This is a genomic window from uncultured Bradyrhizobium sp., from assembly GCF_964252615.1.
Taxonomy (GTDB): domain Bacteria; phylum Pseudomonadota; class Alphaproteobacteria; order Rhizobiales; family Xanthobacteraceae; genus Bradyrhizobium.
On sequence record NZ_CAXUNQ010000009.1, the window covers coordinates 53931 to 78902 of the forward strand.

The 24972-nt window shown below is 62.4% G+C and carries 26 protein-coding genes and 1 tRNA gene; 11 read left to right on the forward strand and 16 right to left on the reverse strand.

Going from position 1 to position 24972, the window contains the following annotated elements:
* Positions 1-33: 33 nt before the first annotated feature.
* Positions 34-1368 carry a dihydroorotase gene (locus tag ACFE72_RS07810; protein WP_375412504.1) on the forward strand — a complete coding sequence of 445 codons (1335 nt, stop codon included), beginning with the start codon at positions 34-36 and terminating at the stop codon, positions 1366-1368.
* 165 nt (positions 1369-1533) lie between these two features.
* Here the strand turns inward: ACFE72_RS07810 and ACFE72_RS07815 are convergent, their stop codons facing one another.
* The 4 genes from ACFE72_RS07815 to ACFE72_RS07830 form a co-directional block, all read right to left on the reverse strand.
* Complete coding sequence (locus ACFE72_RS07815) at positions 1534-1797, reverse strand: hypothetical protein (protein ID WP_375412505.1); 264 nt, start codon at positions 1795-1797, stop codon at positions 1534-1536.
* Positions 1798-1976: 179 nt separating this feature from the next.
* Positions 1977-2354, reverse strand: a complete 378-nt coding sequence (locus ACFE72_RS07820; protein WP_375412506.1) for a TIGR02301 family protein — start codon at positions 2352-2354, stop codon at positions 1977-1979.
* A 97-nt stretch (positions 2355-2451) separates the two neighbouring features.
* Positions 2452-2883, reverse strand: coding sequence for an NUDIX hydrolase (locus ACFE72_RS07825; RefSeq protein ID WP_375412507.1), 432 nt, complete (start codon positions 2881-2883; stop codon positions 2452-2454).
* Positions 2883-3407 (reverse strand): hypothetical protein, encoded by a 525-nt coding sequence (locus tag ACFE72_RS07830; protein ID WP_375412508.1) that lies wholly within the window; start codon positions 3405-3407, stop codon positions 2883-2885. Before ACFE72_RS07830 ends, ACFE72_RS07825 begins: the two co-directional genes overlap by 1 nt.
* 62 nt (positions 3408-3469) lie before the next feature.
* Here ACFE72_RS07830 and ACFE72_RS07835 point away from each other — a divergent pair, with 62 nt between their 5' ends.
* The gene (locus ACFE72_RS07835; RefSeq protein WP_375412509.1) at positions 3470-4237 is read left to right on the forward strand and encodes an SOS response-associated peptidase; all 768 of its coding nucleotides are present in this window, start codon (positions 3470-3472) and stop codon (positions 4235-4237) included.
* A gap of 176 nt (positions 4238-4413) precedes the next feature.
* Here the strand turns inward: ACFE72_RS07835 and ACFE72_RS07840 are convergent, their stop codons facing one another.
* The 3 genes from ACFE72_RS07840 to ACFE72_RS07850 are packed head-to-tail and all read right to left on the reverse strand — an operon-like array spanning position 4414 to position 7441.
* Positions 4414-4995 carry an NUDIX domain-containing protein gene (locus tag ACFE72_RS07840; RefSeq protein ID WP_375412510.1) on the reverse strand — a complete coding sequence of 194 codons (582 nt, stop codon included), beginning with the start codon at positions 4993-4995 and terminating at the stop codon, positions 4414-4416.
* Positions 4996-5001: 6 nt separating this feature from the next.
* Entirely contained in the window at positions 5002-6429 is a 1428-nt protein-coding gene (locus ACFE72_RS07845; protein ID WP_375412511.1) for an FAD-binding oxidoreductase, read from the reverse strand.
* A 25-nt stretch (positions 6430-6454) separates the two neighbouring features.
* Positions 6455-7441: an L-threonylcarbamoyladenylate synthase gene (locus ACFE72_RS07850; protein ID WP_375412512.1), complete on the reverse strand. Its 987-nt coding sequence runs from the start codon at positions 7439-7441 to the stop codon at positions 6455-6457.
* Positions 7442-7508: 67 nt separating this feature from the next.
* Here ACFE72_RS07850 and ACFE72_RS07855 point away from each other — a divergent pair.
* A tRNA-Pro gene (locus tag ACFE72_RS07855) sits at positions 7509-7585 on the forward strand.
* A gap of 202 nt (positions 7586-7787) precedes the next feature.
* Entirely contained in the window at positions 7788-8276 is a 489-nt protein-coding gene (locus tag ACFE72_RS07860; protein ID WP_375412513.1) for a hypothetical protein, read from the forward strand.
* Positions 8277-8284: 8 nt separating this feature from the next.
* Here ACFE72_RS07860 and ACFE72_RS07865 read toward each other — a convergent pair whose 3' ends face one another.
* From ACFE72_RS07865 to ACFE72_RS07885, 5 genes are all read right to left on the reverse strand, one after another.
* Complete coding sequence (locus tag ACFE72_RS07865) at positions 8285-9268, reverse strand: Bug family tripartite tricarboxylate transporter substrate binding protein (protein ID WP_375412514.1); 984 nt, start codon at positions 9266-9268, stop codon at positions 8285-8287.
* Positions 9269-9281: 13 nt separating this feature from the next.
* On the reverse strand, positions 9282-11015 hold the full coding sequence (locus tag ACFE72_RS07870) for a thiamine pyrophosphate-requiring protein (protein WP_375412515.1): 1734 nt from the start codon (positions 11013-11015) through the stop codon (positions 9282-9284).
* Positions 11012-11797 (reverse strand): fumarylacetoacetate hydrolase family protein, encoded by a 786-nt coding sequence (locus tag ACFE72_RS07875; RefSeq protein ID WP_375412516.1) that lies wholly within the window; start codon positions 11795-11797, stop codon positions 11012-11014. Before ACFE72_RS07875 ends, ACFE72_RS07870 begins: the two co-directional genes overlap by 4 nt.
* Before the next feature lie 12 nt (positions 11798-11809).
* Positions 11810-13177 carry an LLM class flavin-dependent oxidoreductase gene (locus tag ACFE72_RS07880; protein ID WP_375412517.1) on the reverse strand — a complete coding sequence of 456 codons (1368 nt, stop codon included), beginning with the start codon at positions 13175-13177 and terminating at the stop codon, positions 11810-11812.
* A 96-nt stretch (positions 13178-13273) separates the two neighbouring features.
* On the reverse strand, positions 13274-14326 hold the full coding sequence (locus ACFE72_RS07885; protein ID WP_375412518.1) for an Ldh family oxidoreductase: 1053 nt from the start codon (positions 14324-14326) through the stop codon (positions 13274-13276).
* A 196-nt stretch (positions 14327-14522) separates the two neighbouring features.
* Here ACFE72_RS07885 and ACFE72_RS07890 point away from each other — a divergent pair, with 196 nt between their 5' ends.
* Entirely contained in the window at positions 14523-15683 is a 1161-nt protein-coding gene (locus ACFE72_RS07890) for a CaiB/BaiF CoA transferase family protein (RefSeq protein ID WP_375412519.1), read from the forward strand.
* A 285-nt stretch (positions 15684-15968) separates the two neighbouring features.
* Here the strand turns inward: ACFE72_RS07890 and ACFE72_RS07895 are convergent, their stop codons facing one another.
* Positions 15969-17042 carry a peptidyl-alpha-hydroxyglycine alpha-amidating lyase family protein gene (locus ACFE72_RS07895; RefSeq protein ID WP_375412520.1) on the reverse strand — a complete coding sequence of 358 codons (1074 nt, stop codon included), beginning with the start codon at positions 17040-17042 and terminating at the stop codon, positions 15969-15971.
* Positions 17043-17211: 169 nt separating this feature from the next.
* Between ACFE72_RS07895 and ACFE72_RS07900 the strand changes: the two genes are divergently transcribed.
* The 5 genes from ACFE72_RS07900 to mctP all read left to right on the forward strand — a co-directional run bounded on the left by ACFE72_RS07900 (position 17212) and on the right by mctP (position 22017).
* Positions 17212-18189 carry a tripartite tricarboxylate transporter substrate binding protein gene (locus ACFE72_RS07900; protein WP_375412521.1) on the forward strand — a complete coding sequence of 326 codons (978 nt, stop codon included), beginning with the start codon at positions 17212-17214 and terminating at the stop codon, positions 18187-18189.
* A 142-nt stretch (positions 18190-18331) separates the two neighbouring features.
* Positions 18332-19423 carry an alpha/beta hydrolase gene (locus tag ACFE72_RS07905; protein ID WP_375412522.1) on the forward strand — a complete coding sequence of 364 codons (1092 nt, stop codon included), beginning with the start codon at positions 18332-18334 and terminating at the stop codon, positions 19421-19423.
* A gap of 115 nt (positions 19424-19538) precedes the next feature.
* A complete protein-coding gene (locus ACFE72_RS07910; RefSeq protein WP_375412523.1) occupies positions 19539-20081 on the forward strand; it encodes a heme-binding protein in 543 nt (180 codons plus the stop codon).
* 263 nt (positions 20082-20344) lie between these two features.
* Positions 20345-20524 carry a DUF3311 domain-containing protein gene (locus tag ACFE72_RS07915; RefSeq protein ID WP_375412524.1) on the forward strand — a complete coding sequence of 60 codons (180 nt, stop codon included), beginning with the start codon at positions 20345-20347 and terminating at the stop codon, positions 20522-20524.
* Between the two features lie 17 nt (positions 20525-20541).
* Positions 20542-22017: a monocarboxylate uptake permease MctP gene (gene mctP, locus ACFE72_RS07920; protein ID WP_375412525.1), complete on the forward strand. Its 1476-nt coding sequence runs from the start codon at positions 20542-20544 to the stop codon at positions 22015-22017.
* A gap of 1 nt (position 22018) precedes the next feature.
* Here the strand turns inward: mctP and ACFE72_RS07925 are convergent, their stop codons facing one another.
* Positions 22019-22147 (reverse strand): hypothetical protein, encoded by a 129-nt coding sequence (locus ACFE72_RS07925; RefSeq protein WP_375412526.1) that lies wholly within the window; start codon positions 22145-22147, stop codon positions 22019-22021.
* A 133-nt stretch (positions 22148-22280) separates the two neighbouring features.
* Here ACFE72_RS07925 and ACFE72_RS07930 point away from each other — a divergent pair, with 133 nt between their 5' ends.
* Positions 22281-23099: an aldo/keto reductase gene (locus ACFE72_RS07930; protein ID WP_375412527.1), complete on the forward strand. Its 819-nt coding sequence runs from the start codon at positions 22281-22283 to the stop codon at positions 23097-23099.
* A 74-nt stretch (positions 23100-23173) separates the two neighbouring features.
* Here ACFE72_RS07930 and ACFE72_RS07935 read toward each other — a convergent pair whose 3' ends face one another.
* Together ACFE72_RS07935 and ACFE72_RS07940 are read right to left on the reverse strand one after the other, a co-directional pair.
* Entirely contained in the window at positions 23174-23383 is a 210-nt protein-coding gene (locus ACFE72_RS07935; protein ID WP_375412528.1) for a hypothetical protein, read from the reverse strand.
* 115 nt (positions 23384-23498) lie between these two features.
* Positions 23499-24773: a serine hydrolase domain-containing protein gene (locus ACFE72_RS07940; protein ID WP_375412529.1), complete on the reverse strand. Its 1275-nt coding sequence runs from the start codon at positions 24771-24773 to the stop codon at positions 23499-23501.
* Positions 24774-24972: the final 199 nt, after the last annotated feature.

Genomic DNA, 24972 nt, shown 5'->3' on the forward strand with positions numbered 1-24972 from the left:
GCAATGACGTGATGGCGATCGATTCGAGGAACGATGAGCCAGAAGTTCGATACGATTCTAAAATCCGGCACGGTCGTCAACCAGGATGGCGAGGGCGTGCGGGATATCGGCATTGCGGGTGACCGGATCGCCGCGGTCGGTTCGCTCGGCTCGGCCGGCGCCGGCCAGATCATCGACTGTAAGGGTCTGCATATCCTGCCCGGCGTGATCGACACCCAGGTACATTTCCGCGAGCCGGGCCAGACCCATAAGGAAGACCTGGAAACCGGATCACGCAGCGCCGTGATGGGCGGTGTCACCGCGGTGTTCGAAATGCCGAATACCGACCCGCTGACCATCACCGAGCAGACCTTTGCCGATAAGGTGAAGCGCGGCCGCCATCGCATGCACGGCGACTTCGCCTTTTTCATCGGCGGCACCCGCGAGAATGTGCAGGATCTGGCGGATCTGGAACGCGCGCCCGGCTGCGCCGGCGTCAAGGTGTTCATCGGCTCGTCCACCGGCGCACTGCTGGTCGAGGATGACGAAAGCCTGCGCCGGATCTTCAAGGTGATCCACCGCCGCGCCGCCTTTCATGCCGAGGACGAGTATCGTCTCAACCAGCGCAAGCATTTGCGCATCGAAGGCGATCCGCATTCGCATCCGGTGTGGCGGGACGAGGTCGCCGCGCTGATGGCGACGCAGCGGCTGGTCAGCCTCGCGCATGAAACCGGCAAACGCATTCACGTGCTGCATATCTCGACCAAAGAGGAAATCGAGTTTTTGCGCGATCACAAGGACGTCGCGTCCTGCGAAGCGACGCCGCACCACCTGACGATGGCGGCTCCGGAATGTTACGAGCGGCTTGGTACCCGCGCGCAGATGAATCCGCCGGTGCGCGATGCCGGCCATCGCGACGGCATCTGGCGCGGCATCGAGCAAGGCATCATCGACGTGCTCGGTTCCGATCACGCGCCGCATACGCTGGAGGAAAAAGCCAAAGCCTATCCGGCGTCGCCGTCGGGAATGACGGGGGTGCAGACGCTGGTGCCGCTGATGCTTGACCACGTCAACGCCGGGAAATTATCGCTGGCGCGCCTGGTCGATCTCACCAGCGCGGGCCCGGCGCGGCTGTTCAACATTGCGATGAAGGGACGGATTGCGGCCGGCTATGATGCGGATTTTACCATCGTCGACCTGAAGCGCGTTGAAACCATCACCAACAAATGGATCGCCTCGCGGGCCGGCTGGACCCCTTACGACGGCGTGAAAGTGACGGGCTGGCCGGTCGGCACCTTTGTACGCGGACGCCGGGTGATGTGGCAGGGCGAACTGGTGACGCCCTCCACCGGGGAGCCGATACGGTTTCTGGAGACGCTGAAGCAATAATTCATCGTCCCCGTGCAGGTGCTAGAGTATGCACGTATCTCTGGCGTCATTGCCGGGCTGACCCGACGTTTACTGGTACGTCGTTTCGGCGAGTGGCTGAAACCTTCCGCTTCCCGTAGACGGAGGAATGGGTTCCTGCCTTCGCGGGGACGACGCGGAGAGAGCTTACTGCTTTGCCAGCGTGATCGAAAACTCGCCGTTGCGGACACGCAGCGGTAGTCCCTCCACGAACTTCGCCACTGCGTCCTCGCCGTAGGTGCCCACCAGTTCGGCGAATGCCGCGAACAGGCTGGCCTGCGCCAAGCAGTCGCCATCGACGCCATCGTGGCGTGCTTCCGCCCAAGCCTCGTTGAGGTAGCCCAGCGCAGCTTGTTTCTGTTCGTGATCGGGCAGGGGTTCGCGGGCGGTCGTGAACGATGAATGGCTCATGAAACTCAACAAGCTTGACGTGCGCGCGTCCACTGCGGAGCGCGTCGAACGAACGAGGTTTAGCATGCGACGCAGAGCCGCCTAGCCAGTTCTTTAGGAAAGGTTAACGGTCGTTTCCGCATTTAGCGGGGATTTCGCGGCGTCTGCAAGAATTCATTGGCAGGCGTTTTGGCGTCGTTTCAATTGGCGTAGCGCGCCGTCAAATCCCGCGCAATCCGCGAGCCTTCCTCGATATAGCGGCGGATCGCGACCGAGGCCGCCGGAGTGCAGGTCCGGTAGGTCTGCTGGAAACCATTATAGCCGCGGTTGAAGCCGGCGATCATCCGCGCACGGCGATCGCCGGACGGGGTCTCGGCATCGATCAGCGCCTGCATTTCGTTGCGCCATTTCGCACCTTCACCGGTGCCGCAAATGCCGCGCAGGTAATGCAGCGTGCCGAGGATTTCAGCCAGGCGCTGCAGGTCGCCGTCGAATGGCGCAGCCGCATCCTGAGCCCGCGCCGGGCCGAGGTTGCAACTCGTGACAAGGATGAAAACAATAAAAATTTGCTTGAGCATGAAGGGTCCAGGACCGTCGTGATATGCCTTTTCAATGCGATGGAAGCAAGGCATGCCGGCTGACGCCTGATCGCCTGTCAATGATGGCCGACGCCGGTCACCCCGGTATCAGGTGGCTGGCGGCCTTGAGCATGTCCGGCAGTCCATCCGTCAGCTTGAGGTCGCCGAGCGTGTCGGGGGCCAGCCATTTGAAGTCGTCGAGTTCGTCGTTGAGGACCGGCTCTCCGGCGATCCAGCGGACCGCGAACGACATAATGACGAAGTGGCCGTGGCCGGGTTGGCTGGGCACCACCTCGCGCCATCCGGAGAGGCCGACAATTTCGATTTTCAGCCCGGTTTCCTCGTCGACCTCGCGATGCAGGGCAGCGTGCAGCGTTTCTCCGAATTCAACGCGTCCCCCCGGAAACGAATAAAAGCCCTTGCCGGGCGAACGCGCGCGGCGCACCAGCAGAACCCTGCCGCCGCGAAAGATCGCGGCGCTGACCGCGAGTTGGGGGCGGAACGCAGCATCGGGCGGGGCCGTCGTCATCAGTGGGTCATGATGTAGTCGACGTCGGCCTCGCTGCCGTTGCCGTTGATGATGCCGCCGGCCAGCGTCACCAGCGGCTTGACCCAGCCGGTCGCCTGCCCGGCGAGCGTGGCACGGGTCTTGTCCTGCCGGGCTTGGCGCATCGCAGCGCCCACCGCCGTCAGAATCGAGGTCATGGCGGACGTTATGCCGTCGAATTCGGCGCGAATCGCGGGATCGGCCGACTCATAGGCCGATATTGCCAGCTCCCGGGCCTTGAAATTGGAGGCGGCAAAATGTTCGCGATAGGATAAAGGCTGCCAGCCGAGAAAGTCTTCGGCGCAATCTGGCATGTCCGGGATCATCTCAAGCAGCATGATGGCTTCGTTGAAATGATTCAGATAGTCGGTGGCGAGGCCGGTGCGGGGGTTGATGTTGGCGGCCTGCAACTCGGCGGCGCGCGCGGCTTTCCCGGCATCTTTGCACGATGGTTCGCTGACGATTTGCGCCGTCTTCTGCGCTGTCCTGGCGGCCGTTGATGTCATCCGCCGCAGTGTTGATGGTTGGGGTTAAAAGGTGCTGAACGGATGTCTATCTGGAGCAGAGAATGTGCGGACGCTTCGTAATCACCTCGGCCCCGGAGGCCCTGCGCCGGCTGTTCGGCTATATCGACCAGCCGAATTTCCCGCCGCGGTATAATGTTGCGCCGACCCAGCCGGTGCCGGTCGTTATCAACAAGCAAGGCGACAGGCATTTCCACCTGATGCGCTGGGGTCTCATTCCGGCCTGGGTCAAGGATCCGCGCGGCTTTGCGCTGCTGATCAATGCCCGCGCCGAGACGGTCGCAGACAAGCCGGCGTTCAAAAACGCAATTCGGCGGCGGCGCTGTCTGATCCCGGCGGACGGCTATTACGAATGGTCGCAATCCGACGCGCGCAAGCGGGCATATTTTATCCACGCGCGCGATGACCGGCCGTTCGGCTTCGCTGCGATCGCGGAAACCTGGATCGGGCCAGATGGCGAGGAACTCGACACCGCCGCGATCATTACCGCCGCAGCCGGCGCCGACCTCGGCGTGCTGCATCCGCGCGTGCCGGTCACCATCGCGCCGGATAATTTCGAGCGCTGGCTGGATTGTTCGAACGACGATGTCGAACGCGCCCTGCCGCTGCTCACCGCGCCGGCTGCCGGCGAATTCGCCTGGCATGAGGTTTCCTCGAGGGTGAACAGCGTCGCCAATGACGACGGGCAATTGGTCCTGCCGCTTACCGCGGAGGAAGCCGCGGCGGAGCAGGCAAAATCTGCGAAAAGGGGCGTGCCGCGCAAGGCGGCGGCCGCAGCATCGCATGACGACGGACAGGGATCGTTGTTTTGATTTGCCGGGCGGGCCGGCAACCACCTTCTAGGCTCAATTGGAAGGCGGGCACGCTTTGCCCTTTCAAATCGTCAGCATTGGAGGTTGGGTCAGGCGCGCAGCGCCGTCACCCGCCACGGCGAGCGGCATTTGGTGTCGGCCCGGCGGTTTACGCGCTAACCCACCTTATGGATTGATCATCGGAAAATAGTCAGCGCCGCGTATTGCAGCAGCATGATGGTCTTGGCATCCGCGATGCGGCCATCGGCAATCATGACAAGCGCCTGGTCGATCGGAATTTCCAGCACCTCGATGTCCTCGCCCTCGTCGGCGATGCCGCCGCCGCTGCCGACTCGCATGTTCGGCTCGTATGCCGCGATGAAAAAGTGAAGCTTTTCGGTTACCGAACCGGGGCTCATGAAGGCTTCGAATATCTTGCGGATTTCACCCAGCCGGTAGCCGGTTTCCTCTTCCGCCTCGGCCCGGATGCGCACTTCCGGCGATTCATTGTCCAATAGTCCCGCCGCCGCCTCGATCAACAGATCATCGTGGCCGTTGACATAGGCCGGATAGCGGAACTGCCGCACCAGCACCACGGTGCGCTGCGCCAGATTGTACGGCAGCAGCGCGGCGCCATTGCCGCGGTCATAGGTTTCACGATGCTGAGTTTGCCATTCGCCGTTGCCGCGGCGCCATTCGAGCGTCGTGGTTTTCAGCACATAATGGTTATCAGAGAGCACTCGAACGTCCTTGACGCGGATGCGGTCGGCGATCGTCATGACAGCTCACAGCACCTTGCCGGGGTTGAGGATGCCGAGGGGATCGAGCATCGCCTTGATGCCGCGCATCAGTTCGATCGCGACCTTGTCCTTTACCTCCGGCAGTTCGTCGCGCTTGAGCACGCCGATGCCATGCTCGGCCGAGATAGAGCCGCCCATCCGCAGCACGATGGCGAACACGACCGCGTTAACCTCATGCCAGCGGCTTAGAAAATCCGCGGTGTCGGCGCCGATGGGCTGGCTGACGTTGTAGTGGATATTGCCGTCTCCGAGATGGCCGAACGGCACCGGCCGTGCGCCGGGCATCAGTTTTATTACCGCGGCGTCGGCCTCCGCGATGAAATCAGGGACGGCGGCGACGGGAACCGAGACGTCGTGCTTGATCGAGCCGCCCTCCGGCTTCTGCGCTGAGGACATCTCGTCGCGCAGCTTCCAGAATGCACCGCGCTGGCTGAGATTGGCCGCGATCGCCGCATCGTCGACGACGCCGTCTTCCATGCCGCGCGCCAGAATGGCCTCCAACGTGTCACGTGCGTCGTCCCGTGACGACGACAGTTCCATCAGCACGTACCAGGAATGCGTGCCCGACAGCGGCGCACGGACATCGATGCCATGGCGTACGCTGAAATCGACGGCGATATCGGCCAGCAGTTCGAAACTGGTGAGGCTGCCCGCGGCTTCGTTCCGCGATATCTGCAGCAGTTTTAATGCATCGGCCGGCGATTTGAGGCCGACGAACGCGGTTTCCATCGCGCGCGGCTGTGGAAACAGTTTTAGCGTCGCCGCGGTGATGATGCCGAGCGTACCCTCGGCGCCGATGAACAGGTTACGGAGGTCGTAGCCGGTATTGTCCTTCTTCAGCTTCGACAGGCCATTGAGGATGCGGCCATCCGCCAGCACCACTTCGAGGCCGAGCGCCATCTCCCGCGCCACGCCGTAAGCAAGGGCGGCGGTACCGCCGGCGTTGGTCGACAGATTGCCGCCGATGGTGCAACTGCCTTCGGCGCCGAGCGACAGCGGAAACAGCCGGTCCACTTCAGCCGCGCGCTGCTGGGCGATCTGCAGGATCACGCCGGCCTCGCAGGTCATGGTGTTGGACTCAACGTCGATGTCGCGGACCTTGTCCATGCGCCGCATCGAGATCACCACCTCGCCATTGTGCGGCGTCTGTCCGCCGACCAGGCCGGTGTTGCCGCCCTGCGGGACCAGTGCGATTCTGTATTCGGTAGCGAGCTTGCAGATCCCGGACACTTCCGCGGTCGAGCCCGGCCGCACGATCAAGGGAGAGTGTCCATGAAACAGGTTGCGCTCCTCGGTGACGTACGGCGCGATGTCGCCGGCATCCGTCACCGCATATTTGTCGCCGACGATCGATTTGAAGCGCGCGATCAGTTCAGGCGAAGGCGGCGATACGGTCGGCTGGACGATGTTCATTTCTGTCTCTTGCCCTGGTCAGTGCTCAAGGAACGGCGGCGCGGCCGAGCCGGTCGTTGATGGCCTCGCCGAGCCCGTGATGCGGCACCGGCATCACGGCGATGGCGCGCGCTCCGCTGGCGTCGAGGACGCGAAGATAGCCGAAAAGATTGGCGGCGGCCTCATTGAGATCGCCGCGCACGGACAAATTCATCACGCCGGATGCCGCGTCGATTCCCGGTATCGCCTCGGCGCCGAAGGCGAGCAATGCCTCGCCGGCTTCGACCGTGCCTGCATTGAGCCTGATTTTCGTGCGCGGCGCGTAATGCGATGCCAGCATGCCCGGCGCCAGCGGCTGCTTGGGATCGCTGTCGACATCGTCCGGCGGCCGCAGCAGCGGCCGGGCCAGCACGCGCTCGATCTCGCCGCGGGGTACGCCGCCGGGACGCAGCAGCGTCGGTACGTCAAAGCATCCGACGATGGTGGATTCGACGCCGACCTCGACCGCGCCGCCGTCGATGATCAGGTCGATGCGGCCTCCAAGGTCATTTTGGACATGCGCGGCCGTGGTCGGCGAGACATGCCCGGAGAGATTGGCCGATGGCGCCACCACCGGGCCGCCGAAGGCGCGCAAGATCTTCCGCGCGATCGGGTGCGCTGGAACCCGGACCGCGATCGTATCGAGCCCGGCGGTGGCCAGGTCGGCCACCGGGCAGCCTGCGGCTCTGGGCAGCACCAGCGTCAGTGGTCCCGGCCAAAATACCTCCGCGAGCCGGAGGGCTTGCGCGTTGAAATCCGCGATCTGCCGCGCCGCTTCGAGGTTGCAGAGGTGGGCGATCAGCGGATTGAACGCCGGCCGGCCCTTTGCCGCGTACAGCCTTGCGATGGCTTTGGCGTTGATGGCATCGGCACCGAGGCCATAGACCGTTTCGGTCGGGAATGCGACCAGTCCGCCATCCCGCAGCCGGCGCGCGGCCAACGTACCGACATCGGGCCCGTCACCGATCGTTATCGTGCTCAGGACCACGGTCATGGGATTCCGATCCTCAATTCATCGTCTTGCGGTGCGCCAAGCCCAAGGCTATAAGCCGCGTTCTTGTCGGAGTGTGGCTCAGCCCGGTAGAGCACTGCGTTCGGGACGCAGGGGTCGCAGGTTCAAATCCTGCCACTCCGACCACTATCCCCGCCAAGTCAGCAGGGTTTCGGCACGAATTCCGCATCCGGCGGGGCTCTTGGTAGCCGGGATGACCCGGTTCGTAAACTCTCTGAAATGTTCCATGTTCAAATGGTGGGAATTCCTGCCGCCAGCCGCTGCAATCACGCGATTTCGTCTTACATATGGTTCTGTAGCTCTATTCCCTGATGTTCAGGAGGCGTTGATGGTCCGGAAAGCCGTTTTTGCGGCGGTTGCTTCCATGGCATTGCTGGCCGGAAGCGGCTCGGCGATGGCGGATGGCTATCGGCCGGACGAGTATCTTGGGCTCGATCTGTCGAAGGCCGTGCTGTCGCCAAAGCCGCTCGGCCCTCCGGCGCAATTCGAGTCGGTGCCGGTCGAGGCCAAGACCGAGTCTCACCCCGAGCCAGCGCATGCAAGGGCGGCGCGCGGCCATGTCCCGGTGGTGAAGGCCGCCCGGATCGCGCCGAAGCCTGCTCAGGTGGCGAAAATCGCCCGGATAGCGCCAAAGGCTGCGCCTGAACTACGGGTTGCGCATGCCCGTATGGAGAAACAACGCCGGGCTGGTTCGACCATGCTGGTCCGCAGGCACACCAATCTGCTGGATGCGCAGGCCATGGACGCGCGAGTTCAGGTCTGGCCGTGCCGATCCGGAGGAATCTGCAATTGGCAACGGCCCGCACAGGGCGAATGAAGCGGCCGCTATTGCGCGATTCGGATATTGCCGGCCCTGGCGACTTCGGTCCAGCGCGCGATGTCGGCGGCGAGAATTCGCGCAAATTCGTCCGATGAATTGCCGACCGGCAGGATGCCCAGCGGCTTCAGGCGGGCGATGACATCCGGCAATCGCGCGATGCGGATGATTTCGTTCTCAAGCTTTCGCACGATCGCGATCGGCGTGTCCTTGGGCGCGAACAGGCCGCTCCACAGCACCGCATCAACATCGGCGCCGGCTTCCTTCAGGGTTGGCACGCCGGGAAGTTCTTCCATCCGCCGCGGCGAAGCGACCGCGAGCGCCCGCGCCTGGCCTCCCAGCACTTGACTCAACGCCGGTCCGGCATCGGCGATCGTGGCCGTCACCTGACCCGAGATCACCGCCAGCACCGAATCGTTGGCGCCCTTGTAGGGAATGACCTGCATCGGCGCGCCGGTCTTCTGCTTGAACAATTCGGTGACCAACTGGAACGAGGCGGATGAACTGGAGTAATTGGCCTTGTCGGGATTGGCTTTGGCGTAACTGACAAGCTCTGCGACCGATTTGATCGGCGACGAGGGATTGACGATCAGGATCAGCGGAAACGATGCCAGTTCGGAGATCGCAACGAAATCGCGCACTGAATCATAGGGCAGTTTGGCGTAGACGGCGGGGTTGATGGCCATACCGCTGGCGCCGACCAGCAGCGTGTAGCCGTCCGCCGCCGATTTCGCGACATATTCGGTGGCGACGATGGCGCCGCCGCCCGGCTTGTTTTCGATGATGACCGGCTGGCCGAGGCTTTCCGACAATTTCTGCCCGTACACCCGCGCGATGATGTCGTTGCCGCCGCCGGCCGTAAAACCGACGACGATGTGGATTGGTTTTGCGGGATATCCTGAAGAGTCTTCCTGCGCGACGGCGCATGTGGTCGCGACCGCGATCAATCCCGCGCCGATGCTCACTGCAAGATATTTGCGAAGGTCGCTCATGGATTCACCTCCCTCAAAGCAGCGTGATGTGGACATGCAGCACGGCAGCCTTGCCGTCATCGAGTGCTGCGAGACAGCGGTCGATCGCGGCAACAAGTTCCTCCGGTTCGGTGACGCATTCGCCGTGCGCGCCGAACGCCCGCGCAATGCCCGAGAAATCCCGCGCCTCGCCCTGGCGGCCTGATCTCAGCCGCGACTGAAACTGGTCGGTTTCGGCCGCGACGCCCTTGGGATAGACCCGCTGCACCGCCGATTTCACCGCCTGCCAGCCGCCATTGTCCAGCACAACCGTGAAAATTGGAATCTGGTATTGCTGCGCCACCGCATAGACGCTGTCGGGCGAGGAGAAGTGAAAGCCGCCGTCGCCGATGACCTGCACGACGCGGCGCCCGGGCTGCGCCAGCTTCAGGCCCAGCGCCATGCCGCCGCTGAAGCCGAGCCCGCCGCCGGCGAGGCCGACATAGCTTTGCGGCTTTGTCCGGGTAAGGTGCTCCTGCAGGACGGGGCCGTTGCGGATCGCTTCGTTGACGACGATGTCGTCCTGCGACAGTTTTGCATTCAGCGTTGCGAACACAAAGGCAGGATTGAGGGCGCCTGAAACGCCTCTGTTTGCGCTCCCGGCAGTGCGACGCTTCGCGCGCCCCCCGCTGGCGCCGCTCCAGCCCGCGATCCGCGCCGCGACGCGTGAGCGATAGGCATCATCGGCACGCGCTTCGACCATGTCGAGCACTTGCTGCAGAACAGTCGCGCAATCGCCGTGAATGCGCAAATCGGTGGCAAATCCCCACATCGGGAAATCCGCCTTCAGCGGATCGATGTCGATCTGGATCCATGTGATGGCCTCGGCGCCTTTGGCAGCCTGCGGGATGAACGGGACGTCGGTGTCGAGCAGCAGCCCGAGATCGGCATCGGCCAGCAAGGGCAGGGGGTCGAAGCCCGCAAAACACGGCGAGTCCTGCGGGATGTTGAGGTCGATCGAATTGAACTCCGCGACGCGGATGCCGCAGGTTCGCGCCAGCCGGTCCAGCATATCGACCGCCTGCGGTTTGCGGCCGAGATAGGCGGTAAGCGCAACCGGATTTTCCGCCGCCATCACCTGCTCGGCGATCGCGCTGACCCGCACCGGATCGATGCCGCCCGACCGGACGCCGCCGTAGCGCGCCGCCGGATACGCCGGCATGACCGCCTCGTCCCATTGCTCCGCCAGCGTTTCGCGCGGCAGCGTCATGTAAACCGGCCCCGGCGGATCGCTCTGCGCAAAAGCGCTGGCGCGCGCCAGCGCTTCCTTCACCACCACGCCGGACGGCAACGAATACTCCCATTTGACGTAGGGACGGACGATGCCGGCGATGTCAAACGGGTCCTGGACAAAATGTACATAGGTGTCGCGCGATCCGGTCAGTTCGCCGTGCAGCGTGTAAGGTGCGCGGCCGGCGAACAGCAGCACCGGCAGCCGATAGCGAAACAGGTTCTGGATCGCCATGCAGGCATTCGCCGTGCCGGCATCGACGTGAACGAACACCGCCTGGCCGCGTCCGGTCGCCAGCGCGAAACCTCCCGCCATATGCACGGCGACGATCTCGTGCGGACACAGGATCATTTCAGGGTGCTTGCGGCCTTGCCTGTCCCAGCGCGCGATCTCCTCGATCAGCGACACGTGGTCGGTGCCGAGATTGGCGAAGATGTACTCGACGCCGAGGTCGACCAGACCTTCAAGGAAGTAATGCGCGGTGGTGTGGCGGCTCATGCCGTCTCCGCGACGAACCTGTTGCGGAGCGTACCGATCCCGCCGATCTCGATCTCGACCACGTCGCCCGCCTTGATGTCGGGGGAGGCGCCGTCGGTGCCCATCCAGATCACGTCGCCGGGCCACAGCGTGAAATATTTCGTCAACTCGACAATGAAAGGCACGATGCCGAAGATCATGTCGTTGGTGCGGAAGCGGCCGGTCTCCCTGCCGTTCACCCTGATGATGGTTTCCATCCTGTCGAGGTCGAGGTCGGTTTCGATCCACGGTCCCATCGGCTTGAAGGTATCGGCATTTTTCGAGCGCCACAGCCCACGATCGGCTTTCTGCCAACTGCGCTCGCTGACATCGTTGCCGATGGTATAGCCGAACACGCACGACATCGCGTCGGCCTCGCTCAGATGTTTTGCTTTTTTTCCGATCACAACCACGAGTTCACCCTCGTAGTGGATCTTCTCGGTCGCGGTGGCCGGAATCACCACGTTCTCGCCATGCGCGATCAACGCGTTCTGAGCGCGGTAGCCGATCTCCGGCCGGTCCGGCACGTTGGGCACTTCGCCGCGCTTGTTGGCGGCCTCGGTGAGATGTTTTAGATAGTTCAGTCCGACGCAATAGAAGGTGCGCGGCATCACCGGAAGTTCGATCTTGACCTCGGCCAAGGCATGCGTGCGCGGCGTGCGCCGCCACTCGCCGAACGGGTCGCCGCTGACCGCGATGACCTCATCGCCTTCGACGACGCCCCACGACGTTTCTCCGCCCGCGGTGAATTTGAGCCAACGCATTTGAAGTTCCTTTTATTCCGCCGCGGCTCGCGGCCGACTTTTCCATGCACCCGCCGCCGGGCGCTTCAGGCCGAGATTCTCCCGCAGCGTGGTGCCGGGGTAATCCTTGTGAAACAGGCCGCGCCGCTGCAATTCCGGGACGACGTGGCATACAAAATCGGTGTAGGAGCCCGGCACGTAAGTCGCCGCGATGACGAAACCGTCGCAGCCCCGGTTAACGAACATTTCTTCCAGCCGGTCGGCGATTTCCTCCGGCCCACCGACGATGGCGTCCTGGGTCTGGCCGCGGCCGGAGAACTTGATGAAATCGCGTGTGCTCGGATTTGGCTTGCCTGACGTCCGAAGTACGCCGTCGCGGATGCCGAGCATGCCCTGCATGCCCTGCAACTCTTCGGTGGTCAGTGGCTCGTCGATGCCCTTGGAGGCAAAATCGAAGTTCAATCCTTCGGCGAGCAGCGACAGCGCGTCGATTTCCAACGGCAGCTTTTCGATCAGCGCCATCTTGTCTTCGGCTTCGGCCTTGGTCGCGCCGGCAACCGGCGTGACCAGATTGCAGAGGAGCATTTGATCGGGATCGCGTCCGGCCTTCGCGGCTTCGTCGCGGATTGCATCGTAACCTTGCTTGGCGGAAGCCAGGTTTCGTGCCGCGGTGAAAATGACTTCACCCCACTGCCCGGCAAAACGCTGGCCGCGTCCGCTGGCGCCGGCCTGGATGATCACCGGATGGCCCTGGCTAGAACGCGGCACCGTAAACGGTCCGCGCGACTTGAAAAATTGCCCTTCATGATCGAGCCGTTTGACTTTGGCCGGATCGGCAAAGCGCCCGCTGCTCTTGTCGATGATCAGCGAACCGTCTTCCCAGGAATCCCAGTGGCCAAGCACCACTTCCATGAATTCATCGGCACGGTCGTAACGGAGATCGTGCTCCAGATGCGCATCCTTGCCCATGTTATGCGCTTCGCCGTCATTGACTGACGTGACCACGTTCCAGGCTGCGCGCCCGCCGGTCATCAGGTCGAGCGTGGCGAAGCGGCGCGCCACATCGAAGGGTTCGTAATAGGTGGTAGAGCAGGTCGATGCGAGGCCGAGTTTCTCGGTGGCCATGCCCATCGCGGTCAGCACCACGATAGGGTCCATCTTGACGCAGCGGATACCGTATTCGACGGTGTGGGCGTGATCGTTGCCGTAGCGGTCCGGCATCGCCAGGCGGTCGTCGAAAAACGCCATGTGGAATTTTCCGGATTCCAGAATCCGACCGATCTCCTGATAGTAATCCGCCGACATCGAATCGTCGCGCGATTCCGGATGCCGCCACGAACTTGGCAGGTTGGTGCAATTCTGCGCCTGCAGGAATCCGACCAGTGCCATTTGCCGTGTCATGCGATTCTCCGTGTCACCGTGCGCAGGGCGGATCAGCGCAGCGTGATCCGCCGGCCGCTGCCGCGCAATACGCTTCGCTATTGCGCCCTGCTACTCTCACGCCAGATCCAGTTCCGTCGCCAATTTGTATTCGCCGGCGAGCGCGCGCAACTTGTCCCAGGTCGCGTCTTCCACGTCGATGCCCAACACCCTGCGCTGCTGCTCGCGGATATATTCGAGCTCTCCCGGATAGAACACGCCGCCTGAGCCCTCCGACGGCGGCGTGGCCTTCAGGTAACGCGCGAATTCGGCGACTTCCCGTTTGAAATCCTTCAAGGGCCGGAACGCTGCGACATTGAACACCGCCATGAAGCAGCCGTCATTGTGCCGGCCGGTCGGCTCGACGCCGAAGCCTAAACCTGTGAGAAGGCCGCACAACACTTCGACCATGGCGGCGAGGCCGCTGCCCTTGTAGCCCTCGGTGCCACCGAGCGGCAGCAGCGCGCCGCCGTTGCGGAACTGGCGCGGGTCGGTGGTCTGCCGCCCTTCGCTGTCGACGATCCAGCCGGTCGGAATGTCCTCGCCGCGAGAGACCGCGAGTTGAATCTTTCCCGCTGCAACTGCCGAGGTTGCCATATCGAGATAGAACGGCGCGTCGAGGTCTGACGGCACCGCGATCGAGATCGGATTGGTGCCAAGCCTGGCTTCGCGCCCGCCGAAAGGCGCGACATGCTTGGGCGAGCGGCCGGAATCCGCGGTGGCAAGGCCGATCATGCCCTCGCGCATGGCCATCATCGGATAGGCCGCTAGGCGCCCGACATGGCTCTGGCGAAATACCGTGCAGGCCGCGACATTGGCCGTTTTAGCCTTCTCGATCGTCAGCGCCATCGCCCTGGCGTTGACGTGGAAACCAAAACCCCAATGGCCGTCGATCACGGTGGTGGTCGGCGACTGTTGTACGATGGTCCATGCAGCCCCTGGAACGATATGCCCGGCCTTGATACGGTCGATGTAGGTCGGGATCGCGATAATGCCGTGGGAGTCGTGACCCGCCAGATTGGCATTGACGCAGCCGGCCGCTACCGCATCCGCCTCTTCGTCCGACGCGCCGGCTGCTTTCAGAAGCGCAGCGCCGATACGCGTGAGACGGTCAGCCTGAACGGTGGGCATGGGTCTTTCCCCGAGACGCCCGCGTGAGTGCGGGTCTTGATTCTTGGTCCATGGTCTCAAAGCGATGCGCCGATAGCAATGACCCCTGTCAGAAATCTTTGTGCCACGCAATATTCGACGGCGAGCGCGGGGGTCGCCCCCGCCGTGCAATTGTGCGAATAAACCGCTACGAAAAAAGTCAGGTGAGGAGCAGGAAATGACGGGATCGGCAAAAGCGCTTCAGGGCATCCGGGTGCTTGATTTCTCGACCACCATCGCCGGTCCGCACTGCACCCGCATGCTGTCGGACATGGGGGCCGACGTCATCAAGGTCGAAACCGCCGAGGGCGAAACCATGCGGACACGTCCGCCGGTGCGTGGCAATTGCAGTACGGTATTCGGCGCCTACAATGTCGGCAAGAAAAGCGTCGTGCTCGATCTTAAATCGGAAAAGGGGCGCGAGGCCGTCAAAAGGCTGGTCACGAAGGTCGATGTGCTGGTGGAAAATTTCCGGCCCGGCGTGATGCGGCGATTGCAGCTCGACCATGAAACGATGCGCCAGCTCAATCCGAGGCTGATCTATTGCTCGATGTCCGGGTATGGCCAGACCGGGCCGTCGGCCGAATTGCCTGCATACGCGCCGGTGATCCATGCCGCGTCAGGTTACGATCGCGCTCACCTGGCCTACCAGCCCGGCCGCGAGCGGCCGGACTATTGCGGCATCTATCACGCCGACATCCTCACCGGGGTCTATGCTTACGGTGCAATTACCTCGGCGTTGTATCAGCGCGAGCGTATCGGGCAGGGCCAGCACATCGATGTATCGATGCTGGAATCGATGCTTAGCCTGACGCTGAACGAGGTGCAGGGCGCCCAATTTCCGATCAAGCCGCCGCAGCGGCCGATGTTCGGCCCGATGGAGACCGCCGACGGTTATGTAATTGTGGCGGTTGCCAGCGAAAAGACGTTCCAAAGCCTGGTCACGGTGGCTGGCCGCCCTGATTTTATCCGCGATCCACGTTTTGCAGCCTATACCGAGCGGCGTGATCATTGGGGCGACCTGATGCAAGGCGTCGAGACCTGGTCGCGCACGCTGACATCGCCGCAATGCCTCCTCGAACTCAACAAGGCCGGCGTTCCCTGTTCGGCCTATCGCAGCGTTGCCGAGGCGATGGCCGACCCGCAGAGTGTCCATCGCGGCATTCTGGCTGACGTGTCCGACGATGCCGGACCGTTCCAGGTGCTTAATATGCCGTTCCGGATGTCGGGGGCGGAGGTCAGTCCCGGCCCGCGCGTGGCGGCCGTTGGGGAGCACACCAACGAGGTGCTGAAGGAAATCGGCATGTCGAACGCGGATGTCGCGAGCGCGACGAAGTAGCCTAATCGAAACCAGCGTTCTGTCGTCATGGCCGGGCTTGTCCCCACGAGATTCACACATCCTGTCGTGCGCGCGCATGACCCGCGTATCCATCACGTCGGAAAGCCTCTTTTTTTTAAGGATGGATTGCCGGATCAAGCCCGGCAATGACGGTCGAGATGTGTGCATATGGAGGGCTTGTCCCGGCCATCCACGGCTTGCGTGTCTAAAAAGGAAGAAAGACGGGATGCCCGCACAAAGCCGGCCATGACGATGAAGGTGGTTTGCTGCATGAACGGAGCACGCTCACTTCGGATGCAGCGTCAGTTTCTGCACCCGCCAGTTCAACAGCTCCGCTACATAGAGCGTATTCTCCGATGGACATGCCATTGCGTGGATCCAGCCGAACTGCTTCAGCTGTTTGCCGGACTGGCCGAGCATGCCGAGCAGCTTGCCGTCGAGGCTGAGCTTGTAGATACGGCCCGGCCATGCGTCGGAGCTGTACAGCACCTGGTTGGGCGGCGGCGTGATGCACAGCGACCACGGCGAGCCCGGCGCGAACGTACCGCCTGCCATCATCGCCTCATCCGGAATCCTCCCGATCGCCGGCTTTGCATCCGGCGGCACCGGCGCATCGATGGTGAACTGGTTGAGGAATTTTCCATCGCCGTCGAACACCTGAATGCGGCGGTTGCCACGGTCGGCGACATAGACGTTGCCCTTGGCGTCGGCGGCGATCGAATGCGGGGTGTTGAATTGGCCGGGCTCCTTGCCGCGGTCGCCCCACGATTTTATCCAGTTGCCGTCCTTGTCCACTTTGGCGACGCGGGAGTTGATATAGCCGTCGCTGATAAACGTATTGCCCTGCCGATCCCACGCCACGTCGGTAACCTGGCGGAACCGGCCATCTTCGGCCGGCAGCGGCGGCTTCGGATGTTTTACCGGCCCGGTATCTTCGTCGGAGGCTTCCTGCTTGCGGCCGAACACCATCAGCACGCGGCCCTCGGGATCGAACTTGATCACCATGTCTGAGCCCTTGTCGGTGACCCAGATATTGTCCTGCGGATCGATCTTGACGGTATGGCCGAACGACCAGGCGTAGAGATTCCTGCCGATCTCGCGGATGAATTTGCCGTCCTTGTCGAATTCCAGCAGTTGGGTTGCCGCCGCGGCATAGGCCGGCCCGGTGGTATTGCCGCGCGACAACGCGAAGATATGGCCCTTGGAATTGACCGAGACGCCGGAGACTTCGCCGAGATACATGTTGGATGGCAGTCGAAGCGCACTGGGTGCCGAATCGAATGGAATGACGGGTACGGCTTGCTGCGCTGACGCCGTTGGACCCACCAACAGGAGTAATCCGATCAGCCGATACTTCATGAAGTCCTCCCGGGACGTTTGTTTTTGTCGTTGCGGCGATGCTAGTGCATCAGGAGTCGCGGCGTCCAGCAATCGGGGCGCGTACCGGTTGGTCGCCCGGCGCATAGCGCAGCAAGACAGGCGATCGTAAACCAGTGTATGAGAGTGGCGTCTATCATGCGGGTACGAAATGTCGCTTCGGTCCGGTCTGAAAGCAGTTCTGTTCGCGCTCGCAGCATTGACCCTGGTGCCGGTCAATGATGCCTGTGCGATCTATCCTGAAAAAATCATCAGGATCATCGTCCCTTTCGCAGCCGGCGGCGGCACCGATGTGATCGCGCGTACGCTGGCGCAGGAGATGACGAAAGACCTCGGCACACCCCTGATCATCGAGAACAGGCCGGGCGCGGGGACCATCATCGGCACGCAGGCTGTGGCCGCCAGCGATCCCGACGGCTACACGCTGCTGATGGGCACATTCGCCAATGCGGTGAATCCAAGCCTGAATGCCAAGCTGCCCTACGACCCGCACAAGGATTTCGCAGCGGTCGCGCTGATAGCGCGGTCCTTCAACATCGTCGTGGTCAATTCGGCGTCGCCGATCAAGTCGGTTGCCGATCTGATCGCCGTTGCCAAGGTCGATTCCAACAAACTCTCCTACGGCACCTACGGCACCGGCACGTCCGCGCATCTGGCGGGTGAGCTGTTCAAGAGCATGGCCAAGGTCAATCTGACGGCGGTGCCTTACAAGGGAGCCGCGCCGGCCATCACCGATCTGCTCGGCGGCCAGATCCAGGTGATGTTCACGACGGTCGCCAGCGCGGCATCGCTGATCGCGGGGGGCCAACTGCGCGCGCTCGCGGTGACTTCCGAACGGCGTTCGCCGGCGTTTCCCGAACTCCCGACCGTCTCGGAATCCGGCGTGCCCGGCTATTCGGCGGAAAGCTGGTACGGCCTGTATGCGCCGGCTAAAACGCCTGCCGAGATCATCGGCCGCCTGAACGAATCCGCCGCCGTCGCGGTGCAATCGGAGGCGTTCAAAAGGCTCGGCGTGAATGAAGGTCTCGTCACGGCCGTTGGCCCGCCCGCGGAGCTGGACCGCTATTTGCGCGGTGAAGAAGAACGCTGGCGCAACGTGATCAATGACGCAAGGATCAGGATCGAGTAGGCCTCGTCTGCTGCGATGCGGCGACCCGCGTGTCGTTGTTCGGGAATATTTCAACACCGACGGGGTTGCAGGGGGAGCATCCGGCGGGCACAAATCGCCGCAATGAATTAAAGCACGAACAAGAAACTGACAGGGAAACGCAATGAAGCAGCCGGCAACCCGGATCCAGCCATGTATGACGCCGGTGCTGCGCATGACGATGCTGTTGTGCGCTGCGATGGCAGTGGTCGACTCATCGGCCGCGACTGCGCAAACTGCCACAGGGACGCTCGATGTCCCTGCGCGGTCCGTTCCGGTACCGACCACCGTCAGCCCGCAGATGGCGAAAATCATCGGCGCGCCGCTCCGCACCAACTGGAACCTGCTGCCCAAGACCGGCGACGAATGGAAGCCGGTTGCCGACGCCGGCGCCGCCGGGACCATCAAGAACGTTCCAGGGATGATGGAGCGGCTGCGTGTCAAGGTCGAAAAGACGACCATCGACGGTGTGCGGGCCTTCATTGTCACACCCGATATGATCGCGCCGGAAAATCGCAACCGGCTGCTGATCCACGTCCACGGCGGCTGCTATGTGCTCAATCCGGGCGAGGCGGCGCTGCCCGAAGCGATCTTCATGGCTGGCTTCGGCCACTTCAAGGTGATCGCGGTGGATTACCGAATGCCGCCCGAGGCGTATTTCCCGGCTGCGCTTGATGACGGCATCACTGTTTACAAGAACGCGCTCAAGACGACGGATCCGAAGAACATCGCAGTCTTCGGCAGTTCGGCAGGCGGCGCTCTGACGATGGAAATGGTTCTGAAAGCGAGACAGGACGGGCTGCCGTTGCCGGGGGCGATCGCGCCGGGCACGCCGATGTCGGATGTGACCAAGGTCGGCGACACCTTCGTCACCAACGCCATGCTGGACAACGTGCTGGTGTCGCCGGACGGTTTTTGCGATGCGGGTACCAAGGTCTATGCCAACGGCCACGATTTGAAGGATCCGCTGCTGTCGCCGGTCTATGGCGACATGAAAGGCTTCCCGCCGACGATTCTTACCAGCGGCACCCGCGACCTGTTGCTCAGCAACACCGTGCGCGTGCATCGCAAGCTGCGTCAGGCCGGCGTCGACGCGGTGCTGCAGGTCTATGAAGGCCAATCGCACGCGCAGTATTATCGCGACGATACGTCGCCCGAGGCCAAGGAAGCGTTTGAAGAAATCGCCGGGTTTTTCGACAAACATCTGGGAAAGTAGAACGTCAGCGTTTCACCATCATTGCGAGCGCAGCGAAGCAATCCTGACTTTTTGAGACAGCAGAACGAGATTGCGTCAGATCATCATCACAAGCAAGATCAACCGGAGGAATAGCATGCGACGACTCGTTTCAATGACACTGGCCTGCGCCGTGATCGCAATCAGTGCGCCAAGCCTGGCGCAAACGCCGCCGCCCGCGGCTCCGCCGGCGCAGCCCGCGTCCGGCGGAACACCGGATGCGATGCCGTTCGATATTCCCTACGGCGTATCGATCGGGCTGGAGAAGGCCAAGCAGGTGATGGCCGCGGCCGAAAACGAGGCGAAACGGAGAAACTGGAAAATGAACATTGCCGTGGTCGATACCAACGGCGAACTGGTGCATTTCTCTCGAATGGAAGGCGCGCAGATCGCGTCGGTGCCGATCTCGATCGGAAAGGCCCGCACCTCGGCACGGTTCCGCCGCGAATCCCGCACGTTCTACAATGCGTTCGAGACCGGTCATGGCTATGTATCGACGCTCGACCCGACCCTGGTGGCAAGTCCCGGCGGCTTCCCGCTGCTGGAAGGCGGCAAGCTGGTCGGAGCCATCGGCTGCAGCGGCGGCACCGGGGACCAGGACGCGTTGATCTGCAAGATGGGCGCCGACTTGATGAAGTAGCGTGATATCGGGCGCGATGCGGCATTCTAAGGCGATGCGAAGCATTGCCGATCATGCCGCGTCGTACGATCCGGGACCGCGAAAAACGCCAGCGTATGGTATGGTCTCGGCTCTGCGGTGCAGCATGAAGCACTGCCCGCGTCCGGGACACGCGTTCGTGCGGTCAACCGCCGCACAATTCGATGGACGACGCGACGATCCGTTCCTTAAATTGTTGTCATGACAGAAGCCGGCATCGCAGGTCGGCGAAACCGGAGCCCGCCATGTGGATCCTGTTGCTGCTGCCGTTCATCGGGCTGTTGTGGGTGCCGTTCTACAATTTCCAGGAACCCGCACTGTTCGGTTTCCCGTTCTTCTATTGGTATCAACTGGCATGGGTGCCGATCAGTTCGGTGCTGATCTGGCTGGTCTACCGATCCCGCCAGCCTGACGAAACGCCATAAAGCGGGGAAGCGTCGTCATGGCCGGTCAGATCGAATGGGTTGCGCTTTCGGTTTTTATTTTCTTCTTTGCCCTTGTTACCGTGATGGGCTTCTTTGCCGCGCGCTGGAAGGCCGGGCCGGTCAGTGAACATCTCGACGAGTGGGGACTGGGCGGACGCCAGTTTGGTACCTGGATCACCTGGTTTCTGGTCGGCGGCGACTTCTACACCGCCTACACCGTGATCGCAGTGCCAGCGCTGGTCTATGCGGTCGGCGCCTACGGCTTCTTCGCGCTGCCCTATACGGTCATCGTCTATCCCTTCGTGTTCGCGATAATGCCGCTGCTGTGGAAAGTGGCGCACGCCAATGGCCACGTCACCGCAGCCGACGTGGTTTACGGTACCTACAATTCGCGCGGCCTCGAGCTTGCAGTCGCGATCACCGGCATGGTGGCGACCATGCCTTATATCGCGCTGCAACTGATCGGCATGGGCGTGGTGATCAAGGCGATGGGCCTGACCGGCGAGCTGCCGATCGTTGCCGCTTTCGTCGTCCTTGCGCTGTACACCTACAGTTCCGGCCTGCGGGCGCCGGCGCTGATCGCTTTCGTCAAGGACATCATGATCTATATCGTGGTGCTGGTAGCGGTCGTGGTCGTGCCGATGAAGCTCGGCGGTTACGGCGCGGTGTTCAGCGCCGCCGGCGACGCATTCACGGCGAAAGGAGGCGCTACAGGCCTTACGCTGAAGCCGGCGCAGATGCTGCCCTATGCGACGCTGGCGCTGGGGTCGGCACTGGCGGCCTTCATGTATCCGCACACGCTGACCGGCATCTTCGCCTCGAAATCCGCCGATACCATCCGCAAGAATGCGATCCTGCTGCCGGCATATACGCTGCTGCTTGGCCTGATCGCGCTGCTCGGCTACATGGCCTATGCCGCCCATATCAAGGTGGACACCCCCAACGACGTGGTGCCGACGCTATTCAAGACGCTGTTCCCTTCATGGTTTGCCGGCTTTGCGTTTTCGGCGATCGCAATCGGCGCGCTGGTGCCGGCGGCGGTGATGAGCATCGGCGCGGCCAATCTGTTTACCCGCAACGTCTGGAAGTCCTACGTCAACCCGGACATCAGCCACGCCGGCGAAGCTGCCGTCGCCAAGATCGCGTCGCTGGTCGTCAAGGTCGGCGCGCTTACATTCATCCTGTTCCTGCCGACGCAATATGCACTCGACCTGCAACTGCTTGGAGGCTTGTGGATTCTGCAAACCTTTCCGACGCTGGTGTTCGGGTTGTTCACGCGCTGGTTCCGCGCCGGGGGCCTGCTGCTCGGCTGGGCCGCGGGAATTATCTGGGGTTCATGGACCGCCTGGAGTAACGGGCTGAAGCCGCTCGCAACTGTCGATCTCGGCGGCGTCAGCTATGTGTTCTATGTCGGGCTTGGCGCGCTGATCCTCAACGTCGTCATCGCGGCGGTCACTACGATGGTTGTCGCGCGAATATCGCCCGCACGCTGACCTAACGCGTTACAAGCAGGTAGCCGCCCATCACCAGCAGCATGGACAGCGCCACGAGGGCGCTGACGACGCCGGTGACGATGGCGAGCAATTGGTTGGCTTCCAGCCATCTGCGCAATGCTTTGACCATGCCGGTTGCCAACTCAACGTGATTTGAACGCCGATCAACCAACCCTATCAAATGCCCGGCGTCTCGCCAATCATTGCCGTGCCATCTATAAGCTTCCGACGCCGGTTCGTTGACGTCTTCAGGAGGCTTTCAGTTGGAAAATCTGCAAACACAAGGCATCGGCCTGCCGCGGCTTGGACTCGGCACCTTTCGCATGCAGGGCGCCGTATGCCGTGCCGCCGTCGAAAGCGCGCTCGGGCTTGGCTACCGGCACATTGACACTGCCGAGATGTACGCCAACGAGGACGCCGTCGGCACGGCTATCGCCGCGTCGAAAGTCGCGCGCGGAAATCTGCATGTCACAACGAAGGTCTGGAACGAAAACCTTGCCCCCGACGCGATCCGCCGGGCCTTGGACGCCAGCCTGAAGAAACTCCGGCTCGATCACGTCGATCTTTATCTGGTGCACTGGCCGGCGAAGAGAATGAATCTGCCGGCGATGTTCGAGACGCTGAACAGGCTGAGGGAAGAAGGCCGCACCCGTGCCATCGGCGTCGCCAATTTCAACATCGCACTAATGAAGACCGTGGTTGAGGAGATCGGGTCGCCGATCGCCTGCAATCAGGTTGAATATCACGTTTTTCTCGATCAAAAGCCGCTGCGCAATTATCTGGCGAGCAAATCGATTCCACTCGTCGCTTATTGCCCGCTGGCGCAGGGCGGGGTAGCGACAGACAAGACGCTGAAGGCCATCAGCGAAAAGCACGGCGTCAGCGCCGCTCAAGTCGCACTGAAATGGCTGCTCGATCAGGACGGCGTCGCCGCGATTCCGAAGGCATCACGGTCGGAGAGCCAGAAGGCTAATCTCGATGCGTTACATGTCGGCCTTGACGATGAGGATCGCGCCGCCATCGCCGCGCTGCCGAAGAACAAGCGCCTTGTCAATCCCGGCTTTGCGCCGGCGTGGGATTGAGGCCGGGGATGACGGTGCTACGCGCGCGCCCTAGAAAGAAAATGGCCCCTTTCGGGGCCATTTCCATCACCTGATCAATAACGGTGATCGTGTCCGCGCTTGATGATGACGACCTTCCGGTCATGCCCACGGTGCCAGCCGCGATCGCGATGACCAAACTCAGCACGGGCGCCATAGTGGTGGTCGCCGCCACGCTTGATGATGATTTTCTCGGCGCTGGCCACCGACGGGGCTGCAATGGCAATAGCGGCCACCGCCGCTGCGATAAATCCAAACTTGTTCATGATGTCCTCTCTCCTCAGTTAAGTAGAAAGAGAACATCAAATCTCCGGCAACGTTCCGCTGGAACCGGGCAAAAATTTCTGAACGGACGTTCAGGAAGGCGACTTGGTTAACGCGCTATTCCACAATCGCTTGATACACCAGCGCGTTGATCTTCTGCCGATAGTGCCAGCGAATCGGTCCGGGCGCCGCCGATAGATACACCACCGCGAGTTCTTCCTTCGGATCGGCCCACCAGTCGGTGCCGCTGGCGCCCGGCCATGAAAATTGTCCAACCGAGCCCATCATCTTCACCACGCCGGGCGTGGTCCGCACCGCAAGGCCGAGCCCGAAACCATAATCAGCGCGGGTCGGATCGGCATTGCCGACCAGGTTCTTGATGCTGGGCCCGAGCTGATCGGCCAGCATGTAGCCAACGGTTTTGGGCCCAAGCAGCCGGGCCTCGCCGGAGCGTCCGCCGTTCATCAGCATCATTGCAAAGCGCAGATAGTCCGACGCGGTGGAGGCGGCACAGCCGCCGCCGCATTCGAATTTCAGCGGTTTCGTCAGTTCAGGGCTGCGCGTCTGCTCTTTTCCGGTGTCGGGATCGACGGGCAGCGGCTTGGCATAGCGCGCGGCCTTGTCCGGTGAAATCGAAAAACCGGTGTCAGTCATGCCAAGCGGGGTCCAAAGATTGGCCTGCAGATATTGCCCAAGCGATTGCTTGCTGATCTGTTCGATGGTGAGACCGAGTACGTCGAGGCCGAAACCGTAATCCCAAACCGTGCCCGGTTGATACAGCAGCGGCAGCGACGCCAGCTTGTCCATGAAGGCGGCGCCGTCGTAATCGCGCGACGCATCGCCGCTGCCGCCCGGATACATCTTGTGCACCAGCGTGCTGCCGCGACCGCCGTAGACGATGCCGGAGGTGTGCCGCATCAGATCCTGAATGGTGATCTTGCGGTTCGCCGGCACAGTTTCCTCGACCGGCTCGCCGGCATCGCGCAGGGTGACGCGCATATCGGCGAATTTCGGGAAGTATTTTGCCAGCGGATCGTCGATCAGGAGCCTGCCCTGCTCGTAGAGCATCAGCGCGCCCACCGCCGTCATCGGCTTGGTCATCGAGGCGATGTTGAAGATGGTGTCGGTGGTCATGGCAACGCCGGCGGCCTTGTCGCGCCAGCCATAGGCATCGAGCGCCACCAGCTTGCCGCGCCGCGCGATCGCGATCACGGCGCCGGGAATCCGTCCGGCGTCGATGTCGGCCTTCAGGGTCTCTCCGATCCGCGCCAGCCGCTCGCTGGAGAGGCCGACCTCTTCCGGTTTGGCTCGCGGCAGCGGATCGTCGGCCAAGGCGGTGGTGCCGCAGGTGGCGAGGCAGAGGGCGGATGCGAGAATGCGGAGGGCGGCCATGGACATCTCCCGTTCGAGGCTCTGGAGGCCCGTTGTTTGCAGGCAGGAGATTAGGACAAAGCCTTGATGGAAGCCAGCGGTCAGGACGCAGCGCAGCACAAAATCCGACTGCCAAGCGGTGCAGCAACCGCACGTCATTTCGAGCGAAGCAATCCGGTGATTAACCCAGGCTGGATTGCTTCGCCGCTCCGCTCCTCGC

Bases quoted from the DNA above. Each gene is read 5' to 3' on its own strand.
- ACFE72_RS07810 (WP_375412504.1), top strand. From the start codon at position 34: ATGAGCCAGAAGTTCGATACGATTCTAAAATCCGGCACGGTCGTCAAC.
- ACFE72_RS07815 (WP_375412505.1), bottom strand. From the start codon at position 1,797: ATGAGCCATTCATCGTTCACGACCGCCCGCGAACCCCTGCCCGATCAC.
- ACFE72_RS07820 (WP_375412506.1), bottom strand. From the start codon at position 2,354: ATGCTCAAGCAAATTTTTATTGTTTTCATCCTTGTCACGAGTTGCAAC.
- ACFE72_RS07825 (WP_375412507.1), bottom strand. From the start codon at position 2,883: ATGACGACGGCCCCGCCCGATGCTGCGTTCCGCCCCCAACTCGCGGTC.
- ACFE72_RS07830 (WP_375412508.1), bottom strand. From the start codon at position 3,407: ATGACATCAACGGCCGCCAGGACAGCGCAGAAGACGGCGCAAATCGTC.
- ACFE72_RS07835 (WP_375412509.1), top strand. From the start codon at position 3,470: ATGTGCGGACGCTTCGTAATCACCTCGGCCCCGGAGGCCCTGCGCCGG.
- ACFE72_RS07840 (WP_375412510.1), bottom strand. From the start codon at position 4,995: ATGACGATCGCCGACCGCATCCGCGTCAAGGACGTTCGAGTGCTCTCT.
- ACFE72_RS07845 (WP_375412511.1), bottom strand. From the start codon at position 6,429: ATGAACATCGTCCAGCCGACCGTATCGCCGCCTTCGCCTGAACTGATC.
- ACFE72_RS07850 (WP_375412512.1), bottom strand. From the start codon at position 7,441: ATGACCGTGGTCCTGAGCACGATAACGATCGGTGACGGGCCCGATGTC.
- ACFE72_RS07860 (WP_375412513.1), top strand. From the start codon at position 7,788: ATGGTCCGGAAAGCCGTTTTTGCGGCGGTTGCTTCCATGGCATTGCTG.
- ACFE72_RS07865 (WP_375412514.1), bottom strand. From the start codon at position 9,268: ATGAGCGACCTTCGCAAATATCTTGCAGTGAGCATCGGCGCGGGATTG.
- ACFE72_RS07870 (WP_375412515.1), bottom strand. From the start codon at position 11,015: ATGAGCCGCCACACCACCGCGCATTACTTCCTTGAAGGTCTGGTCGAC.
- ACFE72_RS07875 (WP_375412516.1), bottom strand. From the start codon at position 11,797: ATGCGTTGGCTCAAATTCACCGCGGGCGGAGAAACGTCGTGGGGCGTC.
- ACFE72_RS07880 (WP_375412517.1), bottom strand. From the start codon at position 13,177: ATGACACGGCAAATGGCACTGGTCGGATTCCTGCAGGCGCAGAATTGC.
- ACFE72_RS07885 (WP_375412518.1), bottom strand. From the start codon at position 14,326: ATGCCCACCGTTCAGGCTGACCGTCTCACGCGTATCGGCGCTGCGCTT.
- ACFE72_RS07890 (WP_375412519.1), top strand. From the start codon at position 14,523: ATGACGGGATCGGCAAAAGCGCTTCAGGGCATCCGGGTGCTTGATTTC.
- ACFE72_RS07895 (WP_375412520.1), bottom strand. From the start codon at position 17,042: ATGAAGTATCGGCTGATCGGATTACTCCTGTTGGTGGGTCCAACGGCG.
- ACFE72_RS07900 (WP_375412521.1), top strand. From the start codon at position 17,212: ATGTCGCTTCGGTCCGGTCTGAAAGCAGTTCTGTTCGCGCTCGCAGCA.
- ACFE72_RS07905 (WP_375412522.1), top strand. From the start codon at position 18,332: ATGAAGCAGCCGGCAACCCGGATCCAGCCATGTATGACGCCGGTGCTG.
- ACFE72_RS07910 (WP_375412523.1), top strand. From the start codon at position 19,539: ATGCGACGACTCGTTTCAATGACACTGGCCTGCGCCGTGATCGCAATC.
- ACFE72_RS07915 (WP_375412524.1), top strand. From the start codon at position 20,345: ATGTGGATCCTGTTGCTGCTGCCGTTCATCGGGCTGTTGTGGGTGCCG.
- mctP (WP_375412525.1), top strand. From the start codon at position 20,542: ATGGCCGGTCAGATCGAATGGGTTGCGCTTTCGGTTTTTATTTTCTTC.
- ACFE72_RS07925 (WP_375412526.1), bottom strand. From the start codon at position 22,147: ATGGTCAAAGCATTGCGCAGATGGCTGGAAGCCAACCAATTGCTCGCC.
- ACFE72_RS07935 (WP_375412528.1), bottom strand. From the start codon at position 23,383: ATGAACAAGTTTGGATTTATCGCAGCGGCGGTGGCCGCTATTGCCATT.
- ACFE72_RS07940 (WP_375412529.1), bottom strand. From the start codon at position 24,773: ATGGCCGCCCTCCGCATTCTCGCATCCGCCCTCTGCCTCGCCACCTGC.